The organism is Achromobacter pestifer, assembly GCF_902859625.1.
Classification (GTDB): domain Bacteria; phylum Pseudomonadota; class Gammaproteobacteria; order Burkholderiales; family Burkholderiaceae_B; genus Achromobacter; species Achromobacter pestifer.
In genome coordinates this window covers 59576-81522 of record NZ_CADIJX010000013.1, presented here as the reverse complement: position 1 = coordinate 81522, position 21947 = coordinate 59576, and the positions used below count along the sequence as shown (strand labels likewise).

18 protein-coding genes are annotated in these 21947 nt (G+C 64.7%); 4 read left to right on the top strand and 14 right to left on the bottom strand.

What is annotated here, in order from left to right; genetic code table 11:
* Positions 1-4 precede the first annotated feature (4 nt).
* The 14 genes from HV753_RS28770 to HV753_RS28705 all read right to left on the bottom strand — a co-directional run bounded on the left by HV753_RS28770 (position 5) and on the right by HV753_RS28705 (position 17273).
* Positions 5-754 carry an ABC transporter ATP-binding protein gene (locus HV753_RS28770; protein WP_175177976.1) on the bottom strand — a complete coding sequence of 250 codons (750 nt, stop codon included), beginning with the start codon at positions 752-754 and terminating at the stop codon, positions 5-7.
* Positions 754-2547 (bottom strand): branched-chain amino acid ABC transporter ATP-binding protein/permease, encoded by a 1794-nt coding sequence (locus tag HV753_RS28765; RefSeq protein WP_175177975.1) that lies wholly within the window; start codon positions 2545-2547, stop codon positions 754-756. The genes HV753_RS28770 and HV753_RS28765 overlap by 1 nt, the downstream gene beginning before the upstream one ends.
* On the bottom strand, positions 2544-3584 hold the full coding sequence (locus HV753_RS28760) for a branched-chain amino acid ABC transporter permease (RefSeq protein WP_175177974.1): 1041 nt from the start codon (positions 3582-3584) through the stop codon (positions 2544-2546). The genes HV753_RS28765 and HV753_RS28760 overlap by 4 nt, the downstream gene beginning before the upstream one ends.
* A gap of 93 nt (positions 3585-3677) precedes the next feature.
* Positions 3678-4829, bottom strand: coding sequence for an ABC transporter substrate-binding protein (locus tag HV753_RS28755; protein WP_175177973.1), 1152 nt, complete (start codon positions 4827-4829; stop codon positions 3678-3680).
* A gap of 172 nt (positions 4830-5001) precedes the next feature.
* Positions 5002-5730 (bottom strand): SDR family NAD(P)-dependent oxidoreductase, encoded by a 729-nt coding sequence (locus HV753_RS28750; RefSeq protein WP_175177972.1) that lies wholly within the window; start codon positions 5728-5730, stop codon positions 5002-5004.
* A gap of 32 nt (positions 5731-5762) precedes the next feature.
* Complete coding sequence (locus HV753_RS28745) at positions 5763-6548, bottom strand: cyclase family protein (RefSeq protein WP_175177971.1); 786 nt, start codon at positions 6546-6548, stop codon at positions 5763-5765.
* Between the two features lie 45 nt (positions 6549-6593).
* Positions 6594-7835 carry an SDR family NAD(P)-dependent oxidoreductase gene (locus tag HV753_RS28740; RefSeq protein WP_175177970.1) on the bottom strand — a complete coding sequence of 414 codons (1242 nt, stop codon included), beginning with the start codon at positions 7833-7835 and terminating at the stop codon, positions 6594-6596.
* A complete protein-coding gene (locus HV753_RS28735) occupies positions 7832-9001 on the bottom strand; it encodes a thiolase family protein (protein ID WP_175177969.1) in 1170 nt (389 codons plus the stop codon). The genes HV753_RS28740 and HV753_RS28735 overlap by 4 nt, the downstream gene beginning before the upstream one ends.
* Positions 8998-10632: an AMP-binding protein gene (locus HV753_RS28730; RefSeq protein ID WP_175177968.1), complete on the bottom strand. Its 1635-nt coding sequence runs from the start codon at positions 10630-10632 to the stop codon at positions 8998-9000. The genes HV753_RS28735 and HV753_RS28730 overlap by 4 nt, the downstream gene beginning before the upstream one ends.
* Before the next feature lie 9 nt (positions 10633-10641).
* Positions 10642-11133 carry an aromatic-ring-hydroxylating dioxygenase subunit beta gene (locus tag HV753_RS28725; protein WP_175177967.1) on the bottom strand — a complete coding sequence of 164 codons (492 nt, stop codon included), beginning with the start codon at positions 11131-11133 and terminating at the stop codon, positions 10642-10644.
* Positions 11130-12449 (bottom strand): aromatic ring-hydroxylating dioxygenase subunit alpha, encoded by a 1320-nt coding sequence (locus HV753_RS28720; RefSeq protein WP_175177966.1) that lies wholly within the window; start codon positions 12447-12449, stop codon positions 11130-11132. The genes HV753_RS28725 and HV753_RS28720 overlap by 4 nt, the downstream gene beginning before the upstream one ends.
* A 24-nt stretch (positions 12450-12473) precedes the next feature.
* Positions 12474-13451 (bottom strand): PDR/VanB family oxidoreductase, encoded by a 978-nt coding sequence (locus HV753_RS28715; protein ID WP_175177965.1) that lies wholly within the window; start codon positions 13449-13451, stop codon positions 12474-12476.
* Positions 13452-13477: 26 nt separating this feature from the next.
* On the bottom strand, positions 13478-15022 hold the full coding sequence (locus HV753_RS28710; RefSeq protein WP_175177964.1) for an indolepyruvate oxidoreductase subunit beta family protein: 1545 nt from the start codon (positions 15020-15022) through the stop codon (positions 13478-13480).
* Between the two features lie 13 nt (positions 15023-15035).
* Positions 15036-17273, bottom strand: coding sequence for a ferredoxin family protein (locus HV753_RS28705; protein ID WP_175177963.1), 2238 nt, complete (start codon positions 17271-17273; stop codon positions 15036-15038).
* A 368-nt stretch (positions 17274-17641) separates the two neighbouring features.
* Here HV753_RS28705 and HV753_RS28700 point away from each other — a divergent pair, with 368 nt between their 5' ends.
* The 4 genes from HV753_RS28700 (at position 17642) to HV753_RS28685 (ending at position 21946) form a co-directional block, all read left to right on the top strand.
* Positions 17642-18148, top strand: coding sequence for a MarR family winged helix-turn-helix transcriptional regulator (locus HV753_RS28700; RefSeq protein WP_175177962.1), 507 nt, complete (start codon positions 17642-17644; stop codon positions 18146-18148).
* A 183-nt stretch (positions 18149-18331) separates the two neighbouring features.
* Complete coding sequence (locus tag HV753_RS28695; RefSeq protein WP_175177961.1) at positions 18332-19903, top strand: ABC transporter substrate-binding protein; 1572 nt, start codon at positions 18332-18334, stop codon at positions 19901-19903.
* Between the two features lie 139 nt (positions 19904-20042).
* Positions 20043-21032 carry an ABC transporter permease gene (locus HV753_RS28690; RefSeq protein WP_175177960.1) on the top strand — a complete coding sequence of 330 codons (990 nt, stop codon included), beginning with the start codon at positions 20043-20045 and terminating at the stop codon, positions 21030-21032.
* Positions 21032-21946, top strand: coding sequence for an ABC transporter permease (locus tag HV753_RS28685; protein ID WP_175177959.1), 915 nt, complete (start codon positions 21032-21034; stop codon positions 21944-21946). The genes HV753_RS28690 and HV753_RS28685 overlap by 1 nt, the downstream gene beginning before the upstream one ends.
* Position 21947 lies beyond the last annotated feature (1 nt).

Sequence of the window (21947 nt, the reverse complement as noted above, 5' to 3'; positions counted from 1 at the left end):
GGATTCAGACGGGTGTTGCGGCCGGTGCGCCGTGGCCCAGCCCCAGATACACCTCGATCACGCGCGGATCCACCGCCACTTCCGCGGCCGGGCCTTCCAGCGTGACGGTGCCGGTTTCCAACACATAAGCGTAATCGGCCACTTGCAGCGCGGCGCGGGCATTTTGCTCGATCAGCAGGATGGACACCCCCATCTCGCGAAGCCGCGCGACGATGCGGAACACTTCCCGCACGATGCGTGGCGCCAGCCCCAGGCTGGGCTCGTCCAGCATCAGCAGCCGTGGCTTGGCCATCAGCGCGCGGCCCACCGCCAGCATCTGGCGTTCGCCGCCAGACAGGGTGCCGGCCAGTTGGGCATGCCGCTCCTTCAAGCGCGGGAACAGCTCATAGACTTCGGCCAGCGTCTTGTCCTGATCGCGCAGGCCACAGCGAAAGCGATGGAATGCGCCCAGCATCAGGTTGTCTTCCACCGTCATTTCGGCAAAGAGCTCGCGCTTTTCGGGCACCAGGTTCATGCCTGCCGCCACCATTTCCTCGATCTCGGCGTGCGCTTGGGCCTTGCCGCCGAAGACGATCTGGCCGGTCGACGGCAGGACCCCCATGATGGCGGACAGCAGAGTGGTCTTGCCTGCGCCGTTCGGGCCGATCACGGTCACGATCTGGCCTTCGCCGACTGTCAGGCTGATGCCCGAAACGGCTTCCACCTTGTCATAGGCGACGTGCAGGTCGCGCACTTCCAGCAAATTCGCAGTCATCATTCCACTCCGCCCAGATAAGCTTCAAGCACCGCGGGGTTGTGCTGGATTTCGGCGGGCAGTCCCTCGGCGATCTTCTCGCCGAAGTCCATGACCACCACGCGGTCCACCAGGCCCATCACGAAGTCCATGTCATGCTCGACCAGCAGGATGGCCATGCCTTCGGCGCGCAGCTTCTTCAGCAATTCACTCAGTTCGCACTTTTCTTGATAACGCAGGCCGGCGGCGGGTTCATCCAGCAGCAGAATGCAAGGGTCGGACGCCAGGGCGCGCGCGATTTCCAGGATGCGTTGCTGTCCCAGCGCGAGCGAACCGGCTTCGTCGTGCAGATGTTTGCCCAGGCCCACGCGCTCGACTTGGCGCGCGGCCTCGGCCAGCAGACGGGATTCCTCGGGACGGTCCATCCGCCAGGCGGCCGGCAGCACGCCGCGATGGCCGCGCAGATGCGCGCCGATGGCCACGTTTTCCAGCACGCTCATGCGGGAAAGCAGGCGCACATGCTGGAAGGTGCGCGACAGGCCCAGCCGCGCGATCTTGCGCGCGCCAGCGCCCGCCACGGGCTGGCCCCGCAGCGTGACCTGTCCCGACGTGGGCGTGTCCACGCCCGATATCTGATTGAACATCGTGCTTTTGCCTGCGCCGTTGGGACCGATCAGCGCCAGGATCTCGCCGGCCCGGATCTCCAGGTTCATCGCGTTGTTGGCGACCAGGCCGCCGAACTTGCGCGTGACGTCCACGGCTTGCAGTACCACCTCGCCGCGCGGCGGCATGGGTTTGCGCGGCAGCGGCTCGGCATCCATGTCCACATGGCGCACGGCCTTCTTGACGGGTATCCAGCGCGTCAGCACCGGCCACAGGCCGCTGCGTGCGCGGTGCAGCAGCAGCACCATGCCGAAGCCGAAGACAATGACCTCGAAGTTGCCGGTCTGCCCCAGCAGCTTGGGCATCCAGTCTTGCAGCCATTGCTTGAGCACCGTGAAGACGCCTGCGCCGACCAGTGCCCCCCAGACCTGGCCCGCGCCGCCGATGACGGTCATGAACAGGTATTCGATGCCCATCTGCAAGCCGAAGGGATTGGGGTTCACGAAGCGCTGCATGTGTGCATACAGCCAACCCGATGCGCAGGCCTGCAACGCGGCGATGACGAAGATCACCATGCGCGAACGCGCGGTGTCCACTCCCATCGATTCGGCCATCACGCGACCGCCCTTGAGCGCGCGGATGGCGCGGCCTTCGCGTGAATCCAACAGGTTCTGCGTGGACCAGACGGCCGCCAGCAGGAATGCCCAGATCAGGTAATAGATGCTGCCGCCCTGGTTCAGCGACCAGCCGAACAGGTTGATGGCGGGGATGTCCGGAATACCGGTGTGGCCACCCAGGCCCTCGACGGAACCGAAGGCGAAGTACAGCGACAGGCCCCAGGCGATGGTGCCCAGCGGCAGGAAGTGGCCGGAAAGCTTCAGCGTGATCGCGCCCAGCAGATAGGCGATGACCAGCGTCAAGACCAGCCCCGCCAGCAAGGTCAGCCAGGGCGACGCGCCCAGCCACGCCAGCCACGTGGGCAGGGAGTCGGCGCGGGTGGTGAGCAGCGCCGTGGTGTAGGCGCCCACGCCCACGAAGGCGGCCTGCCCGAAACTGGTCAGCCCGCCGACTCCGGTCAAGAGCACCAGTCCCAGCGCGACCAGCGCGTACAGGCCAATGTAGTTCAGCAGCGTCACATAGAACGGCGGCAAGGCCAGCGGGCCCAGCGCCAGCAGCGCCAGGAACACGAAGAGGATGATGCGGGGGTTCATTCGTCTTCTTCCTCGACGTGATGGCTTTTCAGCGAGCGCCAGAGCAGCACGGGGATGATCAGGGTGAATACGATGATTTCCTTGTAGGCGCTGGCCCAGAACGACGAAAACGCTTCGATCAGGCCCACCAGGATTGCGCCGGCCGCGGCCAGCGGATAGCTGACCAGTCCGCCGATGATGGCGCCCACGAAACCTTTCAGGCTGACCATGAAGCCGGAGTCGAAGTACATGGTGGTGATGGGGGCGATCAGAATGCCCGACACCGTGCCGATCAACGCGGCCAGGAAGAAAGTGGCTCGGCCGGCGAAGATGGGGGAAATACCCATCAGGCGCGCGCCCAGCCGATTGAAGGCGGCGGCGCGCAAGGCCTTGCCGTACATCGAGCGTTCAAAGAACTGGTACAGCACGACGATCAGCACGGCCGACACCGCCACCACCCACAGCGCCTGGCTGTTGATGTTGATGGGGCCAAGTGCCAGGCTGGCGTCGCTGAACGGGGCGGTGCGGGCGCCTTCGGCGCCGAAGGCCAGCAGCCCCAGGCCCACCAGCGCCAGATGGACCGCGATGGAAACGATCAACAGCACCAGCGTCGAGGCCGACGCGATGGGCTGGTAGAACAGGCGGTACAACTGCGGGCCCATCGGCACCACCAGCAGCAGCGTCAGCAGCGCTTGCACCGCCATGGGCAATTGCGCCAGGGGTAGCCGATACAGCAGCGCGGCCAGCACCAGCGGATAGATCACCTTGGCCGCGATGCGCCAGAGGCCACGCGCGCGACCGGGGCGCTTGGCGCGCGACATCAGGTCGGCCACGGCTTCGGCCAGCGCAAACGCCAGCAGCAGCCAGACCAGCAGCACCGGTTTGCCGCCCTGGATGGCGGCCATGGTCAGCGCGCCGAAGGCGACGAATTCGCCTTGGGGGATGAACAGCACGCGGGTAACGGTAAAGACCAGCAGGATCGACAACGCCAGCAACGCATAGATCGCGCCGTTGGTGATGCCGTCCTGCCCAAGTATCAAGGCGATCTGAGCATTCATGCGGAATTCCGACAGGGACGGGAAACGCCGGGCGGCCCGAAGACTGCCCGCGCAACGCGGGCGGCTTTCGCCGCTCGCGTCGCGGTTAAGGCCTTACTTGACGAGCGTCCAGTTGCCGTCTTTCACGGTGATGAGTTCGCGACCACGGTCGTCGAAGCCGCTGTGGTCGGCGGCGGACATGTTGTAGACGCCTTGCGTGCCCACCAGCTCCTTGGTTTGCTCCAACGCATCGCGCAAGGCGCTGCGGAATTCCTTGGTGCCCGGCTTGCCGGCCTTTTCCGCCAGCGGCACGGCCTTCTCCAGCAGCAGGCCAGCGTCGTAGACGTTGGCGCCGAAGGTGGCGGGCTTGGAGCCATTGAGCTTCTCGTAGGCCGCGATGTAGTCGCTGGCGACCTTCTTGGACGGGTTGCTGTCCGGCATTTCCGGCAGCACCAGCATCAGGCTGGCGGCCAGCACCGTGCCTTCGACCTTCTTGCCGCCCAGCTTCAGGAAGTCGGGCAGCGCGGCGCCGTGGGTCTGGTAGAACTTGCCCTTGTAGCCTTGATCGAACAGCGTGGTCTGCGGCAGCACGCTGGCTGCGCCCGGGGCGGCGATCAGCACGGCGTCCGGCTTGGCGGCCAGGATCTTCAGCGCCTGGCCCGTGACCGAGCTGTCAAAGCGCAGATAGCGTTCGTTGGCGATGATCTTGATGCCCTTTTCGGCGGCCAGGCTCGAGAACACCTTGGACCAGTTTTCGCCGTAAGGATCGTTCAGGCCGATGAAGCCGACCGTCTTCACGCCGGTCTTGACCATGTGGTCCACCAGGGCGCGGGCGATGATGTCGTCGTTCTGCGTGGTCTTGAACACCCATTTCTTCTGGTCGTTCATGGGCAGCACGACGGCCGCCGTGCCCACCGGCGCCAGCATCGGCACGCCGGCTTCCGCCGCGAACTGGATCACGCCCATGGCGTTGGGCGAACCCGAAGGGCCGATCAGCGCGTCCACGTTCTGTTCGGAAATCAGCTTCTTGAACGCGGTGACCGAGTTGGTGGAGTCACTGGCGTCGTCCAGCGAGATGTACTCGATGGTCAAGTCGCCGATCTTCTTGGGCAGCAGCGGCACGGAGTTCTTCTGCGGAATACCGACCAGCGCGGTCGGTCCCGTGGAGGACGTGACGACGCCAACCTTGACTTGAGCCAGGGCAGGCAGGGCGAACAGGGCGGCGACGGTGGCGACCGTGACCAGGGGGAGTTTCTTCGACAGCATGGCAAAACCTCCGGATAGGGAGCAATGGACGTGCGGCTGGAAAACGGAGAAAACGGGGAACAGCGGGAATTACTTGTTGCTTAAACTTTCTATGGGCAAGGCTCAGCACTGTAGACCCGGTCCCCGTGCTTACCTATCCGTCAAAACCCGAACGGGCGGTGAGAATGCGGGCTTAGATGGTGATGGAACTGACGCTGGCGCCACCGCAGACAAACAACGTCTGCCCAGTGACGAAACTGTTGGCGGGATCCGCGAAAAACATCACGGCGCGCGCCACATCGTCCGAACGGCCCAGGCGTTTGACCGGAATGCCGTTGGCCAGCTGCTTTTCACGTTCGCTGCCGGGCTCGATCACTTCGTAGAACATGTCCGTCTGAATCGGGCCGGGCGCCACCACATTGACCGTGATGCCATAGGGCGCCAGTTCCAGCGACCAGGTGCGCGCCATGCCGACCATGCCGGCCTTGGTGGCCGAATAGGCGGTGCGCGTGGGCAGCCCCAGCGCGCCGCGCGAGGACATCATCACGATGCGGCCGAATTTGCGTTCCTGCATGCCGGGCAGCGCTGCCTGAACCAGGCTGATCGCCGCGCCCAGATGGATTTGCGTCAGGCCGTGCAGTTCTTCCTGCGTGACCTGCGGCAGCAGGTTGGGCCAGATGACGCCCGCGTTGTGGATAACGTGGCTGATGGGAAATTTGGACGCGGCTTCCGCGCCCGCTTGCGCGGTGGCGTCGGCGTCCAGCAGATCCACCTGCATGTTGTGCAGGCGGGGATGGCTGAAGTCGGCCGCACGGCGTGCCATTGAAATCACTTCATAGCCGGCGTCCAGCATGCTGCGGCAGATTTCCGCCCCGATGCCGGCGCTGCCGCCGGTGACGAGGGCAACATTCGTTTGTGTCATGGAATCCCTTTGTTCGTAGAGGCCGGGGCCGGTCAGGCCTTGGGCGCCAGTGCCAGCACGCGCAAGGGGCTGCCCGAACCGCTGCGAATCTTCAGCGGCGCCGAGAAGATCACCGCGCCGGTGGGCGGCAACTGATCCAGGTTCGTCAGGCATTGCAGGCCGTAGCGGTTGTTGCCGTGCATGTAGTAATGGCAGGGGTAGGGCGGATTCAGGTGATGAGCCTGACCCGCGTCGGTGCCCACCGATTCGGTGCCAAAGCCGTGGACGTCGCGTTCCTTGATCAACCAGGGCACGACGTCCGCGTCCGGGCCGGGCGAATGGGCGCCGTCTGCCTGCATGTTCAAGTATTCGGCGGGCTTGGCGCGCTTGGACCAATCGGTGCGCATCAACACCCACGAACGCGCGGGAATGCGGCCGTGCTTTTCTTCCCAGGCCTTCACGAAATCGATGGTCAAGAGGAAGTCCGGGTTGCCGCGGGCTTCGGCCGAACAGTCGATGACGCAGGCGCTGGCGATGAAGGACTCGATCGGGATGGTGTCGACGGTGTTGTCGGGTTGGTCCTTGCCCGTGACCCAGTGGGCCGGCGCGTCAAAGTGCGTGCCGGTATGTTCCGAGCAAGAGAAGTTGTTCCAATACCAGGCTGGCCCGCGCTCGTCATAGCGCGAGATTTCCTCCATGCGGAAGGGCCAGGCCTGGCCGAATTCCGGCGGCAGCACAATGGTGGGGAATTCCGGCGTCAGGGTCTCGGTCAGGTCGACAAGGCCAATGCGGCCCGACACGAGTTCCGTCATGAATTGGGCAAGAATGTTCTGGCTCATGCTGTTGCTCCTCTTGGTTCGTGCTTGATCGGGGCGGGCGGGGCGTCAGGCGCCCAGTTCCCGTTCCAGTCCCTTGGGGTTCTCGGCCAGCCGAGCGCGGAATTCCTGCGCGACGTCGCCGACATAAACGTCTTCAACGCCGTCCTTCAATGCGCGCACGATGGCAGCGGCAATCGCTGCCGGGGCCACGCGCGGCGGGGGCGTGCGCTGTTCCCATTCGTGATCCACGGGGCCGGGAAATACGTTCACTACCCGGACGCCCGCGCCGCGCATCTCGGCGCGCAAGCATTGGGCCAGCGACAACGCGGCGGCCTTGGACGCCGACCACATGCCGCGCGACGGCAGGTTCATGTGCGCGTAGATCGACAGCACGTTGACCCAGGCCGTGGCGCTATTCACGCCATCGGCGGCGCGGCCGCACAGGGCCGGGCCGAAGCTCTGCGCCAGGCGCATCAGTCCCAGCACGTTGACATCCATGGCGTCGCGCGCGGTGTTGACGTCCTTGCGGTCAAGCAGGCCGCCTTCGCGTTCCAGGTCGGCCGTGTTCACCAGGATCTCGACCTTGCCGCCGATGGAGGCGGCCACGCGCTCAACGGAATCCGTGTCGGTGACATCCAGCGTGACGGTCTGCACGCGCGGGTCGGCGGCCAGGGCCTCGAAGGCGTCGTCGCGCTTCCAGGCTTGCGGATCGCCCAGGAATACGGTGGGGCAGCCCGCGTCCAGCAGGGCGCGCGCCACGGCCTGGCCAACCGCGGACTTGCCGTCCGTGACCAGCGCGCGGCGGAACTTCGGGTCGCACGACGTTTCGCGCAGGGTCTTGTCGTCTTCCATGTTCGGGGTATTCCTTTCAGGCAGAGCGATCATCACGGCCTGGCCGCTGCGGTCCAGCTTCAGCGTCAGCCGCACACGGGCGCCGTCGGTGCAGTCCTGGTGGACGTGGGCCACGACGGAAGGGCCGGCGTCCATGCGCACGGTGCCCACGCGCCAGGGCAGGCGTTCGCGGAAGTACAGGTCGTTGCTGTGGTGCAGGGTGGTGCTGACCAGCAGCACGCCGTTCGGATCGGCTGGGCGCCAGGGCAGGTGCTCGGACAGGCAATCGCCGCACACCTCGCGAGGCGGGTACTGCACCGCGCCGCAGTCGGCGCAGGTCTGTAGGTCAAAGCGGCCAAGGGCGGCGGCGGCGGTCAGCCCCAGCGCGCTGCGGCTGCGCCAGCCGGGTGGCAGCGTGGGCTGGCGGGTGCGCGCAACCGGGTTCTTCCGGGGCGGCCTGGATAGCGGCTCGGTCATGCGTCGCTCCTTGCCAGGATGGCCGCGGCGGTGCACAGCCCGCGGTCGTAATTGATCATGCCGAAGCCGCTGACGAGACCCAGGCGGGCGTCGGCCACCTGCGTGCCGCCTGCCGTGCCGGTCAACTGCCGCAAGGCTTCGACCATGCCCAGATAGCCGCCCGCGGCGCCGGCCTGGCCGACCGACAACTGGCCGCCGTTGGTATTGAAGGGGAAACTGCCGTCCACCGTGAACGTGTTGTCGCGGACAAACGCGGGAGCAGCGCCTTTGTCGCAGAAGCCCAGGTCTTCGATCTGCATCAGGTTGATGACGGGATAGTCGTCATAGGCTTGCAGGAAGTCCATATCGGCGGGCGCGGCGTTGGCCTGGCCGTAAAGCTCGTCCACGTCCATGGTCCAGCCGCCGCGCGTCTGGATCGGGTCGTCGATCCAGGCGTTGTGGCGTTCGATGGTGGACAGGATGCGGGCATGCGGCAGGTTCAGTGCGCGCGCCTGCTCCTCGCGCATGACCAGAAAAGCATCCGCGCCGGCGCAGGGCATCACGCAATCGAACAGATGGATCGGGTCGGTGATGACGCGGGCCTCCAGATACTGGGCGAGTGTCAGCGGCTTTTTCATGAGCGCGTGCGGATAGCGCAGCGCGTTGTCGCGTTGTGCCACGCATAGCTTGCCGAAGTCTTCGCGCGTGGCGCCGAACGTGCGCATGTAGTTCGTGGTCAGCAAGGCGAAGCTGGCGTTGGGACCGCCCGCGCCGTAGGGGTAGACGGCGTCCTGTGCAAAGCGCGAGAACTGGCTGACCGTGTTGCGGAAGGAATCCACATGGTTGGTGTCGCCCGCGATGCAGGCCACGATGTTCGCATCGCCCGCCTGCACGGCGCGGGCCGCGCGGCGCAATGCCGCGACGCCGCTGGCGCCGCCCATGGGGATATGGTCCAGCCAGCGTGGCGTCATGCCCAGATGCTGGACCAGCCCAACGGCGGTGTCGGGCGCCAGGGTGAAGCTGGACACGCACAGGCCGTCGACATCGGTCTTGGCCACGCCGGATTGCCGAATCAGCGCGCCCAGCGCGCGGCCCAGCCACCAGTGAGCGGCATGCGTGGAATAGCGTTCATAGGGGATCGTGACGGGCAAGGCCGCCACGATGCCGTCATAACCCAGGCGGCTCATCGGGGAGCCTCCTGGCGTTTCTTCAGATGGGTGGTGTCGACGCAACGCGCCGTGCCGGGCAGGGTTGGCGCCAGCGCTTTCATTTCGCCACGCTGGATCTTGTTGGTGGTGGTCAGCGGCAAGCTATCCACAAAGGCCACATACCCGGGCGCCTTGTAATAGGCCAGTTGCTCCAGGCACCATTGGACGATGCCACGTGCCGCCTGGGCCATGGCGGCGTCGCCAACGGGCAGCGTTTCCGGCACCACGCAGGCCAGGACTTCGTCGCCGCGCACCGCGTCAGGCACGGCGGCGACGGCCACGGACTTGACCAGCGGGTGCTGCATCAGCACGCTTTCCACCTCCACGGCCGAGATGTTCTCGCCGCTGCGACGGATCACGTTTTTCTTGCGGTCGACGAAGCGCAGCGCGCCGTCGGCCTCGCGGCGAACGATATCGCCGGTGTGGAACCAGCCGTCCTGCCATGCCTCGGTGGTGGCGGCCTCGTCCTTCAGGTAACCGGCGAAGAAGCCGTAGCGTGCGTCGTCGCCGGCGTGCCGCACGAGCAGCTCGCCATGTTCGCCGTCGGCGGCGGGTTGGCCGGCATCCGTCACGATGCGCACTTCCACATCGTCTTCTTCGCGGCCGAAGCTGCTGGTGCCGATGTGGCGCGGTTCCTGGTTGGCGATGATGACGGCGCCCGCGCCGGTTTCGGTCATGGCCCAGGCTTCCAGCAAGGGGAAGCCGAAACGCGCTTCAAAGGGGGCATGCAGCTTGCGGTCCACGCCTGCGCCAAAGCCAAAGCGGATGGCCGGTTGCAGGTCGTTGTCGGCAGGCGCCGCCTTCATCAGGATGGCGGGCATGACGCCCAGATAGTGCAGCACGGTGGCGCCGGATTCGCGCACGGTATGCCACCAGGTCTTGGGGTGAAAGCGGTCTAGCGGAATCAGGCAGCCGCCTGTCAGCACCATCGCCATCGCCGAATACGCCATCGCATTCATGTGGACCAGCGGCAGCGGGGTCAACATGCGCTCTTGGCCGGGGCGCAACGCAGCCAGGCCGCCGATGCGCGCATACCAGCCGCCGGCATGCAGGAAATAGCGGTTGGGCAGAATGCAACCCTTGGGGCGGCCCGTGGTGCCGGACGTATACAACAGCGCGCACTCGCTCAGTTCGTCGGGAGCGGAATCGCCCAAGGGGGCCGCGAAGGGCGCGGCGGGCGGCGTGTCATCCGGACCCATGACGCGCAAGGCGCGGCCGGCGCGTTCGGCAGCGGCCAGCAGGTCGGCGTGGCGCTCCGGCAAGGCGATCGCCAGCGCGATTTCCGAGTGGCCCGCCAGGTATTCAAGTTCCGCTGCGCGCAGGTCGGGGTTGATCGGCACGACGGACACGCCCAGCGCGTTCAGTGCAAACCAGTGCAGGAAGAACGAGGGCCGGTTCTCCAGCAGCAGGCCGGCGCGGTGGCCGTGGCCGTACCCGGCGTGCGCATAGGCCGCGCGCAGCGTTTCGATGGCGTCGGCGGCCTTGCCGTAGGTAAGCTCGCCTGCTTCTATGCCATAGACTTCGGCCGTCTCAGGCAGGATGCATAGAAAGGGCAGGGCGCCGTGGCGCGACGCCGTGTCGCGAAATGCCTGATGGACAGTGGTGCTCACAAGCCGCTCCTACATGAACAATTGGATGTTGCCGAAGGCGGCGTCGCAGTTGACGAGGTCAACGCGCTTCAGGCGGATGCGCAATCCGCCGTCCTGCTCCACCAGGTGGTGGGTGGTCCAACCGGCGTACAGCGTCTGCGCGTCCTGCCGGGTCTCGACATAGTGGAAGGCGGTGCGCACCACATGCAGACCGTCGGCGGGCGCGGCGTCCGGATGACCGTGTTCCACGGTGGGCGCTTGCAACAGATGGTGGCAGCGGCTTTTGGGCTGCTGCGAAAACGTGCGCTGGCCGGCCAGCCGTTCCACGCGCACGCGCAGCAGCAACTTGTCTTCGTACATCAGTGATGCATGCAGCTTGGCGTCCGTCTGCCCATGCGCCAACGGCATCCAGTAGTGGCCGTCTTCCGTGTACAGGTTCAGCCAGTCTTCAAAACGCAGCTCGTCCAGCAAGCGTGCTTCGGCGTAGACAAAATCGATCAACTCGCGGTCGCTTGCGCTCATACCGACTCCGATCCGGTCATGTAGCGGCCCCATGCGCGGTACTGGTTGCGCATCTGCCATTCATTGGTGCCATTGGTGGCCACGTTCTTCTGGCCGACTTCGTCCGGCGTGTACAGCCGGCCGACGTTCACCCAGTCACGCGCGCGCGAATTCAAGCCATCCTGCGCGCGTTCGTACATTTCCAGATCGTCATGGCCGACGACCGAGGTCGGTGCGTTGATCAGCCGGTTGTACATGAGCGTGCGTTCCAGCAGCAGGTCCGGCGCCCCGACCAGGCGGAACGTCCACGACTCCACCAGCGTGCGATCCGCCGCGATGGGTTTGAAGATGCGCAGCGTCTGGATGGGGCCCTTCACCATGATGTTGGGGAAGTACACGGTGTTGTGGCGGACGTCCCCCAGGATCTGCTTGGCGCGGTCTTCGCCGTAGGCTGAGACCATCGCGTCCCAATACCCCGGAACACCGGAGTAGGACGCATGGATGGAGTCCGACACGCCGGTATGCCCGTGGCCGTTCTCCCAGACGCGGATGCCCATGTTCTCGAAGAACTCGTAGGGCGAGATAAAGGGCGCGAACAGTTCAACCGCCATCGGCTTGGGCGTGCCCTCCGGCGCTTGCTCCCAGACCTTCACCGCCGTGCCCGCAGACGATTCGTGCGCCACCATGGGGTGGCAGGTGTCGGTCTGGTTGTCGACCAGCATCTTCCAGTTGCAGCGGTGCATGTAGCGCAACACGCCGCCGGCGACTTCCAGACGGCCCTCTGGCGAACGGTCGACCATGTTGTCCAGGGTGGATAGCGATTCGCCGAAGAAGTCCTCGAATGACTGGCCTTCCGGGTTCAGGCGGCAGAACACGAAGCCGCGATGGTTCTTCACATCCTTGACGGCGGCCATGCCCTGGCTGGCTTCGCAGTGCTCCAACCCGGTGTTTTCGTAGCCTTTCTTCAGCGGAATCGACAGCAGGCTGCCGTCCGTCTTGAAGGTCCAGGCGTGATAGGGGCAGCGGAAGAACTTGCCGGTGTTGCCGCAGGCGTCGCCTGCCACCATCGTGCCCTTGTGCGGGCAGCGGTTGTGCAGCACGCGCACGCTCTTGTCGCTGTGGCGGACCATCACCACTGGCTGATTGCCGACCGTGGTCGTGATGTAGTCGCCCGGGTTGGGCACCTGGCTGTCGTGGCCGACGTAGACCCACGTGTTGGCGTACAGGCGCTCCATCTCCAGGTCGAACAGTTCCTGGTCGATGAACAAGTCCTTGTGGACTTCGGTCTCGCGCAGCAGGGCGCGGATGGCGTCGGGATTGTCGCGGTATTTGGCCATGGTCGCTTCCTTGTCGTCGGGGCCCTAGAGGTCCAGCACCAGCCGCGCCGACTTCGCGCGCGAGATGCAGATCTGGATGATCTTGCCGCTGGCCTTTTCAGTGTCCGACAGGTAGTAATCGCGATGATCGGGTTCGCCTTCCAGGACGGTTGCCTGACAGACACCGCACTCGCCGCGCTTGCAGTCATACATCGGGTCGCAGCCTTCTTCCTCCATGACGTCGACAATGGTCTTGTCGGCGGGGATGGTCAGCGTGCGGCCCGATTGGCGCAGTTCGACTTCAAACGGTTGGTCGCCGGCTTGCGGGGCGGCGGTCACGAACAGTTCAAAATGGATGTGAGCATCGGGCCAGTGGCGTGCGCGGGCTTGCTGGATGACGGCGTCGATCAGGCCCTTGGGGCCGCATACATACAGGTGCTGGCGCGGCGTTGCCGCCGCCAGCAGCGCTTGCAGGTCGAAGCGGCAGGCGGGATCGTCGTCGGCGTGCAGCGTCAGGTTGGCGCCAGCCAGCGCTTCCAGTTCAGGGACGAAGGCCAACTGGTCCTTGCTGCGGCCACAGTAATGCAGATGGAAGGCGCGTCCGGCCGCCTTCAGCGCGGCGGCCATGGATGCCACCGGGGTGATGCCGATGCCGCCGGCGATCAGCACGACGGGTTCGTCCCCGGCGGGCGATTCATGCAAGGGGAAATCGTTCTTGGGGCCTTCCACGGTCAGCGTGTCGCCTTCGGCCAGCGCGTGCATGTGACGGGAGCCGCCTTGGCTGGATTCTTCCAGCCGCACGCCCAATCGGTATTCCATGGGCTGGGCAAACTGCCCGGCCTCGGGCGCCAATTGCACCAGCGAATAGCAGCGCGGGTCGCGCAGGCCCGGCACCGTCACTTTCAGGTGTGCGCCGGGTCCAAAGGCCGGCAGCGGGCCGGCGTCTTCGCGCACCAGGCGGAAGGATCGGATCAGCGGCGATTCTTGTCGGACTTCCCGGACGATCAGTTTCAATGTCTGCACGGCGTTTGTCTCTTTCGGTATTCGGATCAAGCAGCCAGCTTGTCGGCCAACTGGCGTTCCATCGGGCCGCATTGCTCGTTGGCCAGTGCGGTGTTGCGCAAGTCGCGCAGCGTGGCGGCAGCGTCGGGGCGTCCCACAAGTTGCGCGGCTGCGGCGATCAATTGGCGGTACTTGCCGCCGCCGCGTACATGCGTGTCGCTATAGCCCTTGACCAGGCGGCGGCAATTGACGGTCTCCACTGCCAGCGCGTAGTCCTTCGGCGCAAGACCGGCGATCAGGTCCAGCCACTGTTCCAGGCCTTTCATTTCGATCTGATGGCGCAGCGTGCTGCGCCGGAAGCGGCGCATGCCGGCAAGCGTGTACAGCATCAGGAAGCCACCGAGGGTGCCGCTTTTCATCAGCCTGCCCTTGCCCAGCCGGCGTTCGACAAAGCCGCCGAATGCCTTGGAGCCTTCAAGCCAACGGCCCAGCCCGGTGGGCAGCGTGCCGCAGATTTCCTCCAGCCGCGGGTGCATGTAGTCGGTTGTCATGACCAACTGTTCGGGGCGGGCGCCGACTTCCTGGCGGATGCGGTCAAAGCGGGTTCCGCGCGTTTTCAGGTCGGCGACGCGGATCACGTCGTCATAGGCCATGGCGGTGGCCACGTAGCGGGCGGCGGCACAGGTCAGCGCCCATTGCTGGGCATCGCCGCCGTGTTGGGCGTCAAGGTCGCGCAGCGCCTTCATGCGGCGCAGGTAATCCGCGGCGTAGGCAGCGTCCTGGAATTCCAGCTGGCGGCGCACGCCGGCGGCCAACATGGGCTGCGCACAGGCGGGAAAATCACGCTTGATCGTGTCCAGCAGCGCTTGCGCCTTGGGGCTCGCGGCGCGCTCAGGCAGCGCAGGAACCGGGCGCGTCAGATCGATGGCGGCAGGTTGTGCGGGCGCTTCGCGGGCAGTATCGAAGCCCAGTGCGAAGGCGCGCAGGCTGGCGTCCACGCCCAGGCCCGCGCGGCGCACGGTGGCTTCATAGTCTTCGCGGGCAAACGGCAGGGCGCCGCTGCCTGCAACGGCGCCGAACAGGCTGGCGCTGATGACGCTGCCGGCACGGTCGGCCAGGTCTTGCAGGTCGAAGCACAAGAAGCGCTTGGCCGCGGCACGGCCGGCTTCCAGCACCTTGTTGGGGTCGGCAATGCCGTTGCCAGGCGCGGATTTTTCGCTGACCGCATAGCTGCGGTGCGACGAGGACAGCAGCACCGTGCGTTCCGGCGTGACCAGGCCGCGCTGGATGGCACGGCCGCCTTCCATCAGTTCGGCCGCCACCACCAGATCCACATCGCCCGGCGTGGGCATCAGCGCTAAGGCGGGAGGACGGCCAGCGCGCGCCACGTCGGCTTCGGGCAGCAGTTCCAGGTAATAGATGGTCGCGCCGGTGCGCTGGGCCACGCCCGGCACCGAGGTCGTCTGCGCCCACCAGCCGGCGTGCTCGGCCATGTCGACGATCCAGTCGGCCAATACGCCGCCGCCCTGGCCGCCCATGGCCAGGATGGCGATCTTGATCGGGTTGCCTTGTTGCAATGCCACCGGGTTCATGAAACGGTTGTCCTTACAGGGCGTATTGAGCCAACCGCGCTGCGCGGCGGCGTTGCAGGAAGCCGATGACCGCGCCGCGCACCCGCGCCAGGAAGCGGTCGCCGCCTGTCGGGTTATGCACGATGTCGGCACGGTAGAACGACGGGCACAACACGGCGGCATGGGCAACTTCGCCGCAGTTGCCGCAGCCCACGCAACTGCTTTCCACGTGCGCCACCGGGTCTTCCTTCAAGGGGTCGCCGCTGTCCTTCACGGTCAGCGAGGGGCAACCGGACAGCCGGATACAGGCATGGTCGCCGGTGCAGACGTCGGGGTCCACGCCGAAGCGTTCCTTCACCATGCGGCGGCCTTCCTTGACGGCCTTGTTGAACAGCGGCTTGATGCGGCGCTGCTTGTTCAACATGCATTCCGACTGCGCGATGATGACTTTCGGGCCCTTGATGTCGGTGGTCAGTGCTTCTTCGATGGTTGCGCGCACCTTCGCGACGTCATACGTGCGGTCCAGCGTGCGCACCCATTTCACGCCCACGCCACGCACGGCGTGGTCGATGGGATTGTTGGTGGAACGATCGGGGTTGTCGGCGCGCGAGGACAGGATATCCTGTCCGCCGGTGGCCGAAGCGTAGAAGTTGTCGACGATGACGATGACGCCGTCGTACTTGTTGAACACCGCGTTGCCAATGCCGGAGGACAGGCCGTTATGCCAGAAGCCGCCGTCGCCCATGATGGAGATGGGCCGCTTGGCGGCGGGCACGTTGAAGGCCGCCGCGCTGGAGGCGCCCAGCCCGTAGCCCATGGTGGTGGCGCCCAGGTTGAAGGGCGGCAGGATGGAGAACAGGTGGCAACCGATGTCGCAGGAAATGTGGTGCTGCCCCAGCGATTCCTGCGCCAGTGTCAGCGCGGAAAAGATGGGGCGTTCGGGACAGCCCGTACAGAAGCCGGCGGGGCGCGGCGGCACCACCGAGGCCAGGCCGTCAACCTGCTTATGGAAGGTGATGGGTTGTTCCGCGGGGGTGGGGGGTTTAGCCGGCTTCGGACGCGAGACTTCCGTGATTTCCGGCTGATGCGCCAGGGCTTGGGCTTGTGCATCCGCGGCGACCGCCGGATGCGTTTGCAGCGATTCCGGGCGTTGGCGTTTCAGGAATTCTCGCAGGCCGTCGCGCATGACCTGCGTGGTGTACTCGCCCGCCATGGGCAGCACGTCCTTGCCGGACAGGTGGGTATTGATGCCGGCCTTGCGCAGCACCGCGTGCAGATTCTGTTCGATATAGTCGGGCTGGCCTTCTTCCAGCAGCAGCACGGCGCGCTTGTCGCGGCAGAAATCGATGACCTCGTCCTCGATGACGGGGTAGGTCACGTTCATGACGTACAGCGGGATGCGGCTGTTGCCGAAATTGTCGGCCAGACCCAGCAGTTGCAAGGAACGGATGACGCCGTTGTACAGGCCGCCTTGCAGGATCAGGCCGATGTCCTGTTGGTCGCCGTCGAAATGCTCGTTGAGCTTGTGTTCCTTGATGTAGCGGATGGCGGCGGGCCAGCGTTCCTTGATTTTTTCCTGCTCGTGCAGGAAGGAGGCGGGCGGCAGCACGATGCGGCTGGTGTCGCGCGCCGGGCTTTCCAGCGCTTCGGCCAGCGAAAAGGTCGGCCGCTTGTTTTCCTTGGCGATGAAGCGTCCATGGACATGGCAGCCACGGATGCGCAGTTGCAGCATCACGGGCGTCTTGCTGGCTTCCGACAATTCAAACCCGTCTTCCACCGCCTTGACCATGCTTTCCAGGTTGGGGCGCGGGTCCAGCAGCCAGATCTGCGATTTCATGGCGAAAGCGTGCGAACGCTCCTGCATGATGGACGAGCCTTCGCCGTAGTCTTCGCCGACGATGACCAGCGCACCGCCCGTGACGCCGCCGGAAGCCAGGTTGGCCAGCGCGTCCGAGGCGACGTTGGTGCCCACGGTGGATTTCCAGGTGACGGCGCCTCGGATCGGGTACATGACCGAGGCCGCAAGCGTGGCGGCGGCGGTGGCTTCCGAGGCGCTGGCTTCAAAGTGGACGCCCAGCTCTTGCAGGATGTCGTTGGCGTCGGCCAGCACGTCCATCAAGTGCGAAATCGGTGAACCCTGGTAGCCGGCCACATATCCCACGCCGGATTGCAGCAGCCCTTTGGTGACGGCAAGAATGCCCTCGCCGCGAAACTCTTCGCCTTCGCCGATGCGCAACTGCTGGACTTCTTTTTTGAAAGACCTTTCAGCCATCTCGAACTCCTGTGCGGGCCGGCAAACCGGTCCTCAAGCCTTGCTGCCATGCAGCATCGTCATGCCACGAAATCTTCGCCTGAAAAATACTTTAGGAGTCAACGTTTTAGCTGTCAACAAAAAAGATGAAATTTCATGGAACTCAAAAAATATCACGCTAAAACAAGGGTGTATATACTGGTTGTTCTCTAGCTCCATGACGGATATTCAGCGCCGTCATGGTGCAAAAACGGGTTGCGATTCCGGGTATACCCTGTGCTGCGCAACAGCATTGCGGCACATCATGGCGCGCGTTTGCGCCGTCGTGGTGCAATGCGCTTTTCGGCCGTCGGCCATTCATGAATTCCGGTGCGTGGGAGCAAAGCAACATGCGGTTGGACAAGCAGCGGGAAACGCTTCTGACAGGTCGAGGCACGGCGGGGCCGCGTTTCGTCGATGGCTATCTGGCCTATCTGCTGGCGCAGGCCAGCCAGCGCATTTCGGCCGAATTCCATATGCAGGTGAAGGCGGCCGGATTGTCGGTGACCGAATGGCGGGTGCTGGCCAGCCTGGAGGGCAGCCCGGGCGAAACCATCGGCACGCTGGCGGTGCTGGCCATCACCAAGCAGCCGACCTTGAGCAAGGTGGTGCAACGGATGGAGGCCGAAGGGTTGGTGGCGCGCACGGGCGTGCGGGCCGACCGGCGCCAGACGCGCGTCTGCATCACCACCAAGGGCACTCACCTGATCGCCAACCTGTGCGAACAGGCCTTGCAGCATCAGAAGGCGGTGCTGGCGCCGTTTGGCGAAGAGCGCGCCGCGCTGCTGATCGAGATGCTGGATGTGCTGATGACGGAGCACGTGCCGCTGGAGCTGCCGATCGACGCGGACGAGTAAGTCCGTTGCTGGCGCGCACTCGAACGTTGTTTGCTTCAATTATTTTGTTACAAGCATATATGTCCCCCATTGTTTCCTCTCTGTGAAAACCCCCTCCGGTACGTATAAACCCTGAATTGACGGGGGTCTGGCGCATAGGCACACTCGCGCCGGTATTCAGACTAATGTCAGGAGTTGACCCCTATGCGCCGCACTTTGATTGCTATCGCGATCGCCGCCGCCGTGGCCGTGCCCTCGATCGGGCAAGCCAAGACTTTCCGCTGGGCTGCCCAGGGCGACATCCTCACCTTTGATCCGCATTCGCAGAACGAAGGCATGACGATCGCCGCCAACAGCTACATCTATGAACCGCTGGTGGATTACGACAAGACGTTCAAGGTGGTGCCGCGCCTGGCGACGGAGTGGGAACAACTGTCGCCGACGCTGTATCGATTCAAGCTGCGCTCTGGCGTGAAGTTCCATGACGGCGCCGCTTTCACGGCGGACGACGCGGTGTTCTCGATTCACCGCGCCATGGCTCCCACGTCGAACTACAAGGCCTACACGACGGGTATCAAGGAAGCGCGCAAGATCGATGATCTGACGATCGAAATCGAAACCTCGGCGCCCAACCCCGTGCTGCTGCGCCAACTGACCAACGTGTTCATCATGAACAAGGCCTGGTCGGAAAAGAACAACATCGCCAAGCCGCAGGACTACGTCAACAAGGAAGAGACCTACGGCGCGCGCAACACCAACGGCACCGGCCCCTACAAGCTGAAGACGCGCGAAGTGGATGTGCGCACGGTCTTTGAAGAAAACAAGGACTGGTGGAACAAGGCCGGCAAGGTCGGCAACGTGACCGAAGTGGTGTTCACGCCGATCAAGCAGAACGCCACCCGCACGGCCGCGCTGCTGTCCGGTGAGATCGACTTCGTGCTGGACCCTGCCGCGCAGGATCTGGAGCGTCTGCGCCAGGCGCAAAAGGTGGTGGAAGGCAACGAATACCGCACCATCTACCTGGGCCTGGACCAGAAGCGTCCGGAGCTTCAGTACTCCAACATCAAGGGCAAGAACCCGTTCCAGGACATCCGCGTGCGTGAAGCGCTGTACCGCGCCATCGACGTGGACGCCATCAAGCGCGCCGTGATGCGCGGCCTGTCCGCACCCACTGGCACGATGATCGCGCCGCAGGTGCATGGCTGGGCGGAATCGGTGCACAAGCGCGTGCCCTACGATCCCGAAAAATCCCGCGCCCTGTTGAAGGAAGCCGGCTATGACGGCACCTTGAACTTCACGCTGGACTGCCCGAACAACCGCTACATCAATGACGAAGCCATCTGTCAGGCCGTGGTCGGCATGTGGGCCAAGGTCGGCGTGAAGGCGACGATGAACGCCATGCCGCGTTCCACCTACTTCCCGAAGGTGCAGTCGTTCGACACCAGCGCCTATCTGTCCGGCTGGGGCGTGCCTACGTTCGACGCCATGTACTCCTTGCAGAACCTGATCCGCACCAAGGGCGAAGGCGCTGACGGCATGTACAACCTGGGCGGCTACAGCAACAAGGAACTTGACGCCATCATCGATCGCATCAAGACCGAGACCGACCCCGCCAAGCGTGATGCCGACATCATTACCGTGCTGCAAGGCCATGCCAAGGACTTTGGCCACATCCCGTTGCATGACCAGGTCATCCCCTGGGCGATGCGCAAGAACGTCACGGTTATCCACCGTGCCGACAATCGCCTTGTTGCCGATTGGGTCAAGGTTGACTGATCCTGGCTAACCAAACGGCGTGGGGCCTGATCGGCCCCCGCCGTTTTGATTTTTTCCGCCGCGTCGCCCCAAGGTAAAAACACCCCCTGGGGCGGCAGCAAGCACGTTGTGCGTGCGCGGCGTGGGGGTATTTCCATCTATGTTTGCTTTCATTCTGCGTCGCCTGTTGCAGGCCGTAGCGGTGATGCTCACCGTCGCGCTACTGGCCTTTGTGCTTTTTCAATACGTCGGCGACCCTGTCACCATCATGCTGGGGCAGGACGCCACCGATGCCGAGCGAATCGAGTTGCGTGAACGCCTGGGGCTGAACGAGCCCGCCATCGTTCAATTCGGTCATTTCGTGGTCAATGCCGCGCAGGGCAATTTCGGCATTTCCCTGCGCCAGAGCGAACCCGTTTCCACGCTGCTGAAATCCCGCCTGCCGGCCACGCTGGAGCTATCCATGGTGGCGGCCTTGCTGGCGCTGGTCGTGGGTGTGCCGTTGGGCGTGTATACGGCGCTCAAGCGCAACAGCCTGGTGTCTCAGATGCTGTTGGCGGGTTCTTTGCTGGGCGTGTCGTTGCCCACCTTCCTGATCGGCATCCTGCTGATTCTGGTGTTTTCCGTGCAACTGGGCTGGCTGCCCAGCTACGGGCGCGGCGATACCGTCAGCGTGGGCTGGTGGACATCGGGGCTGTTCACGGCCACCGGCTGGAAGCACCTGATCTTGCCGTCCATCACCTTGTCGCTGTTCCAGATGACATTGGTGCTGCGTCTGGTGCGCTCCGAAATGCTGGAAGTGCTGCGTTCGGATTACATCAAGTTCGCCCGCGCCCGCGGCCTGAAGCGCCGCGCCATCCACTTTGGCCACGCGCTGAAGAACACGATGGTGCCGGTCATCACGATCACCGGGTTGCAGCTGGGCGGCATCATCGCTTTTGCGATTGTCACGGAGACCGTGTTCCAGTGGCCGGGCATGGGCCTGTTGTTCATCCAGGCGGTTCAATTCGCCGACGTGCCGGTGATGGCCGCGTACCTGTGCCTGATCGCGCTGGTGTTCGTGGTGATCAACCTGGTCGTCGATCTTCTGTATTTTGTCGTGGACCCGCGCTTGCGCTCCGGGCTGACTCGCGGCGGGGGGGCTCACTGATGCGCGCCGTACTCAAACGCTGGTGGGACAGCGATATAGCCTGGGCCTGGCGCCGGGCTCCCGTGGCCATCGTGGCGACCTTGCTGCTGGCAACCTTGCTGATTGGTTCCTTCGGGGCCGGGTGGGTCGCGCCGCACAACCCCTTCGACCTGACCACGGTGGAATTGCTGGACGCCTTGCTGCCGCCCGCCTGGGAGGCCAATGGCCAGCAGACCTATCTGTTGGGCACCGACAGTCAGGGGCGGGATCTGTATTCGGCCATTCTGTACGGCACGCGCGTGTCGCTGCTGATTGGCCTGGCGTCGGTGCTGCTGTCCATGTTGATCGGCATCGTCTTGGGGCTGATCTCGGGGTATGCGGGCGGTCGCGTTGACGCCTTCATCATGCGGGTTGCCGACGTGCAGTTGTCGTTCCCCGCCATCCTGATCGCGTTGCTGATCGATGGGGTGGCGCGTGCCGCCGTCCCGCGCGAGCTGCATGAGCTGATCGCGTTCCCGGTGTTGATCGGTGCGATCGCGCTGGCCGGCTGGCCGCAATATGCGCGCACCGTTCGCGGTTCCACCCTGGTGGAGAAAAACCGCGAATACGTGCAGGCCGCCCGCGTGATCGGCGTGTCCTCGCCCGTGATCATGTTCCGCCACGTGCTTCCCAACGTGCTGGGGCCGGTGCTGGTGCTGGCCACGGTGCATCTGGCCACCGCCATCATCACCGAGGCGACCCTGTCGTTCCTGGGGGTGGGGGTGCCGCCGACGGCGCCGTCGCTGGGCACGCTGATCCGGATCGGCAACGACTTCCTGTTTTCCGGCGAGTGGTGGATCACCATTTTCCCGGGGGCGGCGCTGGTGCTGCTGGTGCTGTCGGTCAACCTGCTGGGTGACTGGCTGCGCGATGCGCTCAACCCGCGGCTGAATTGAG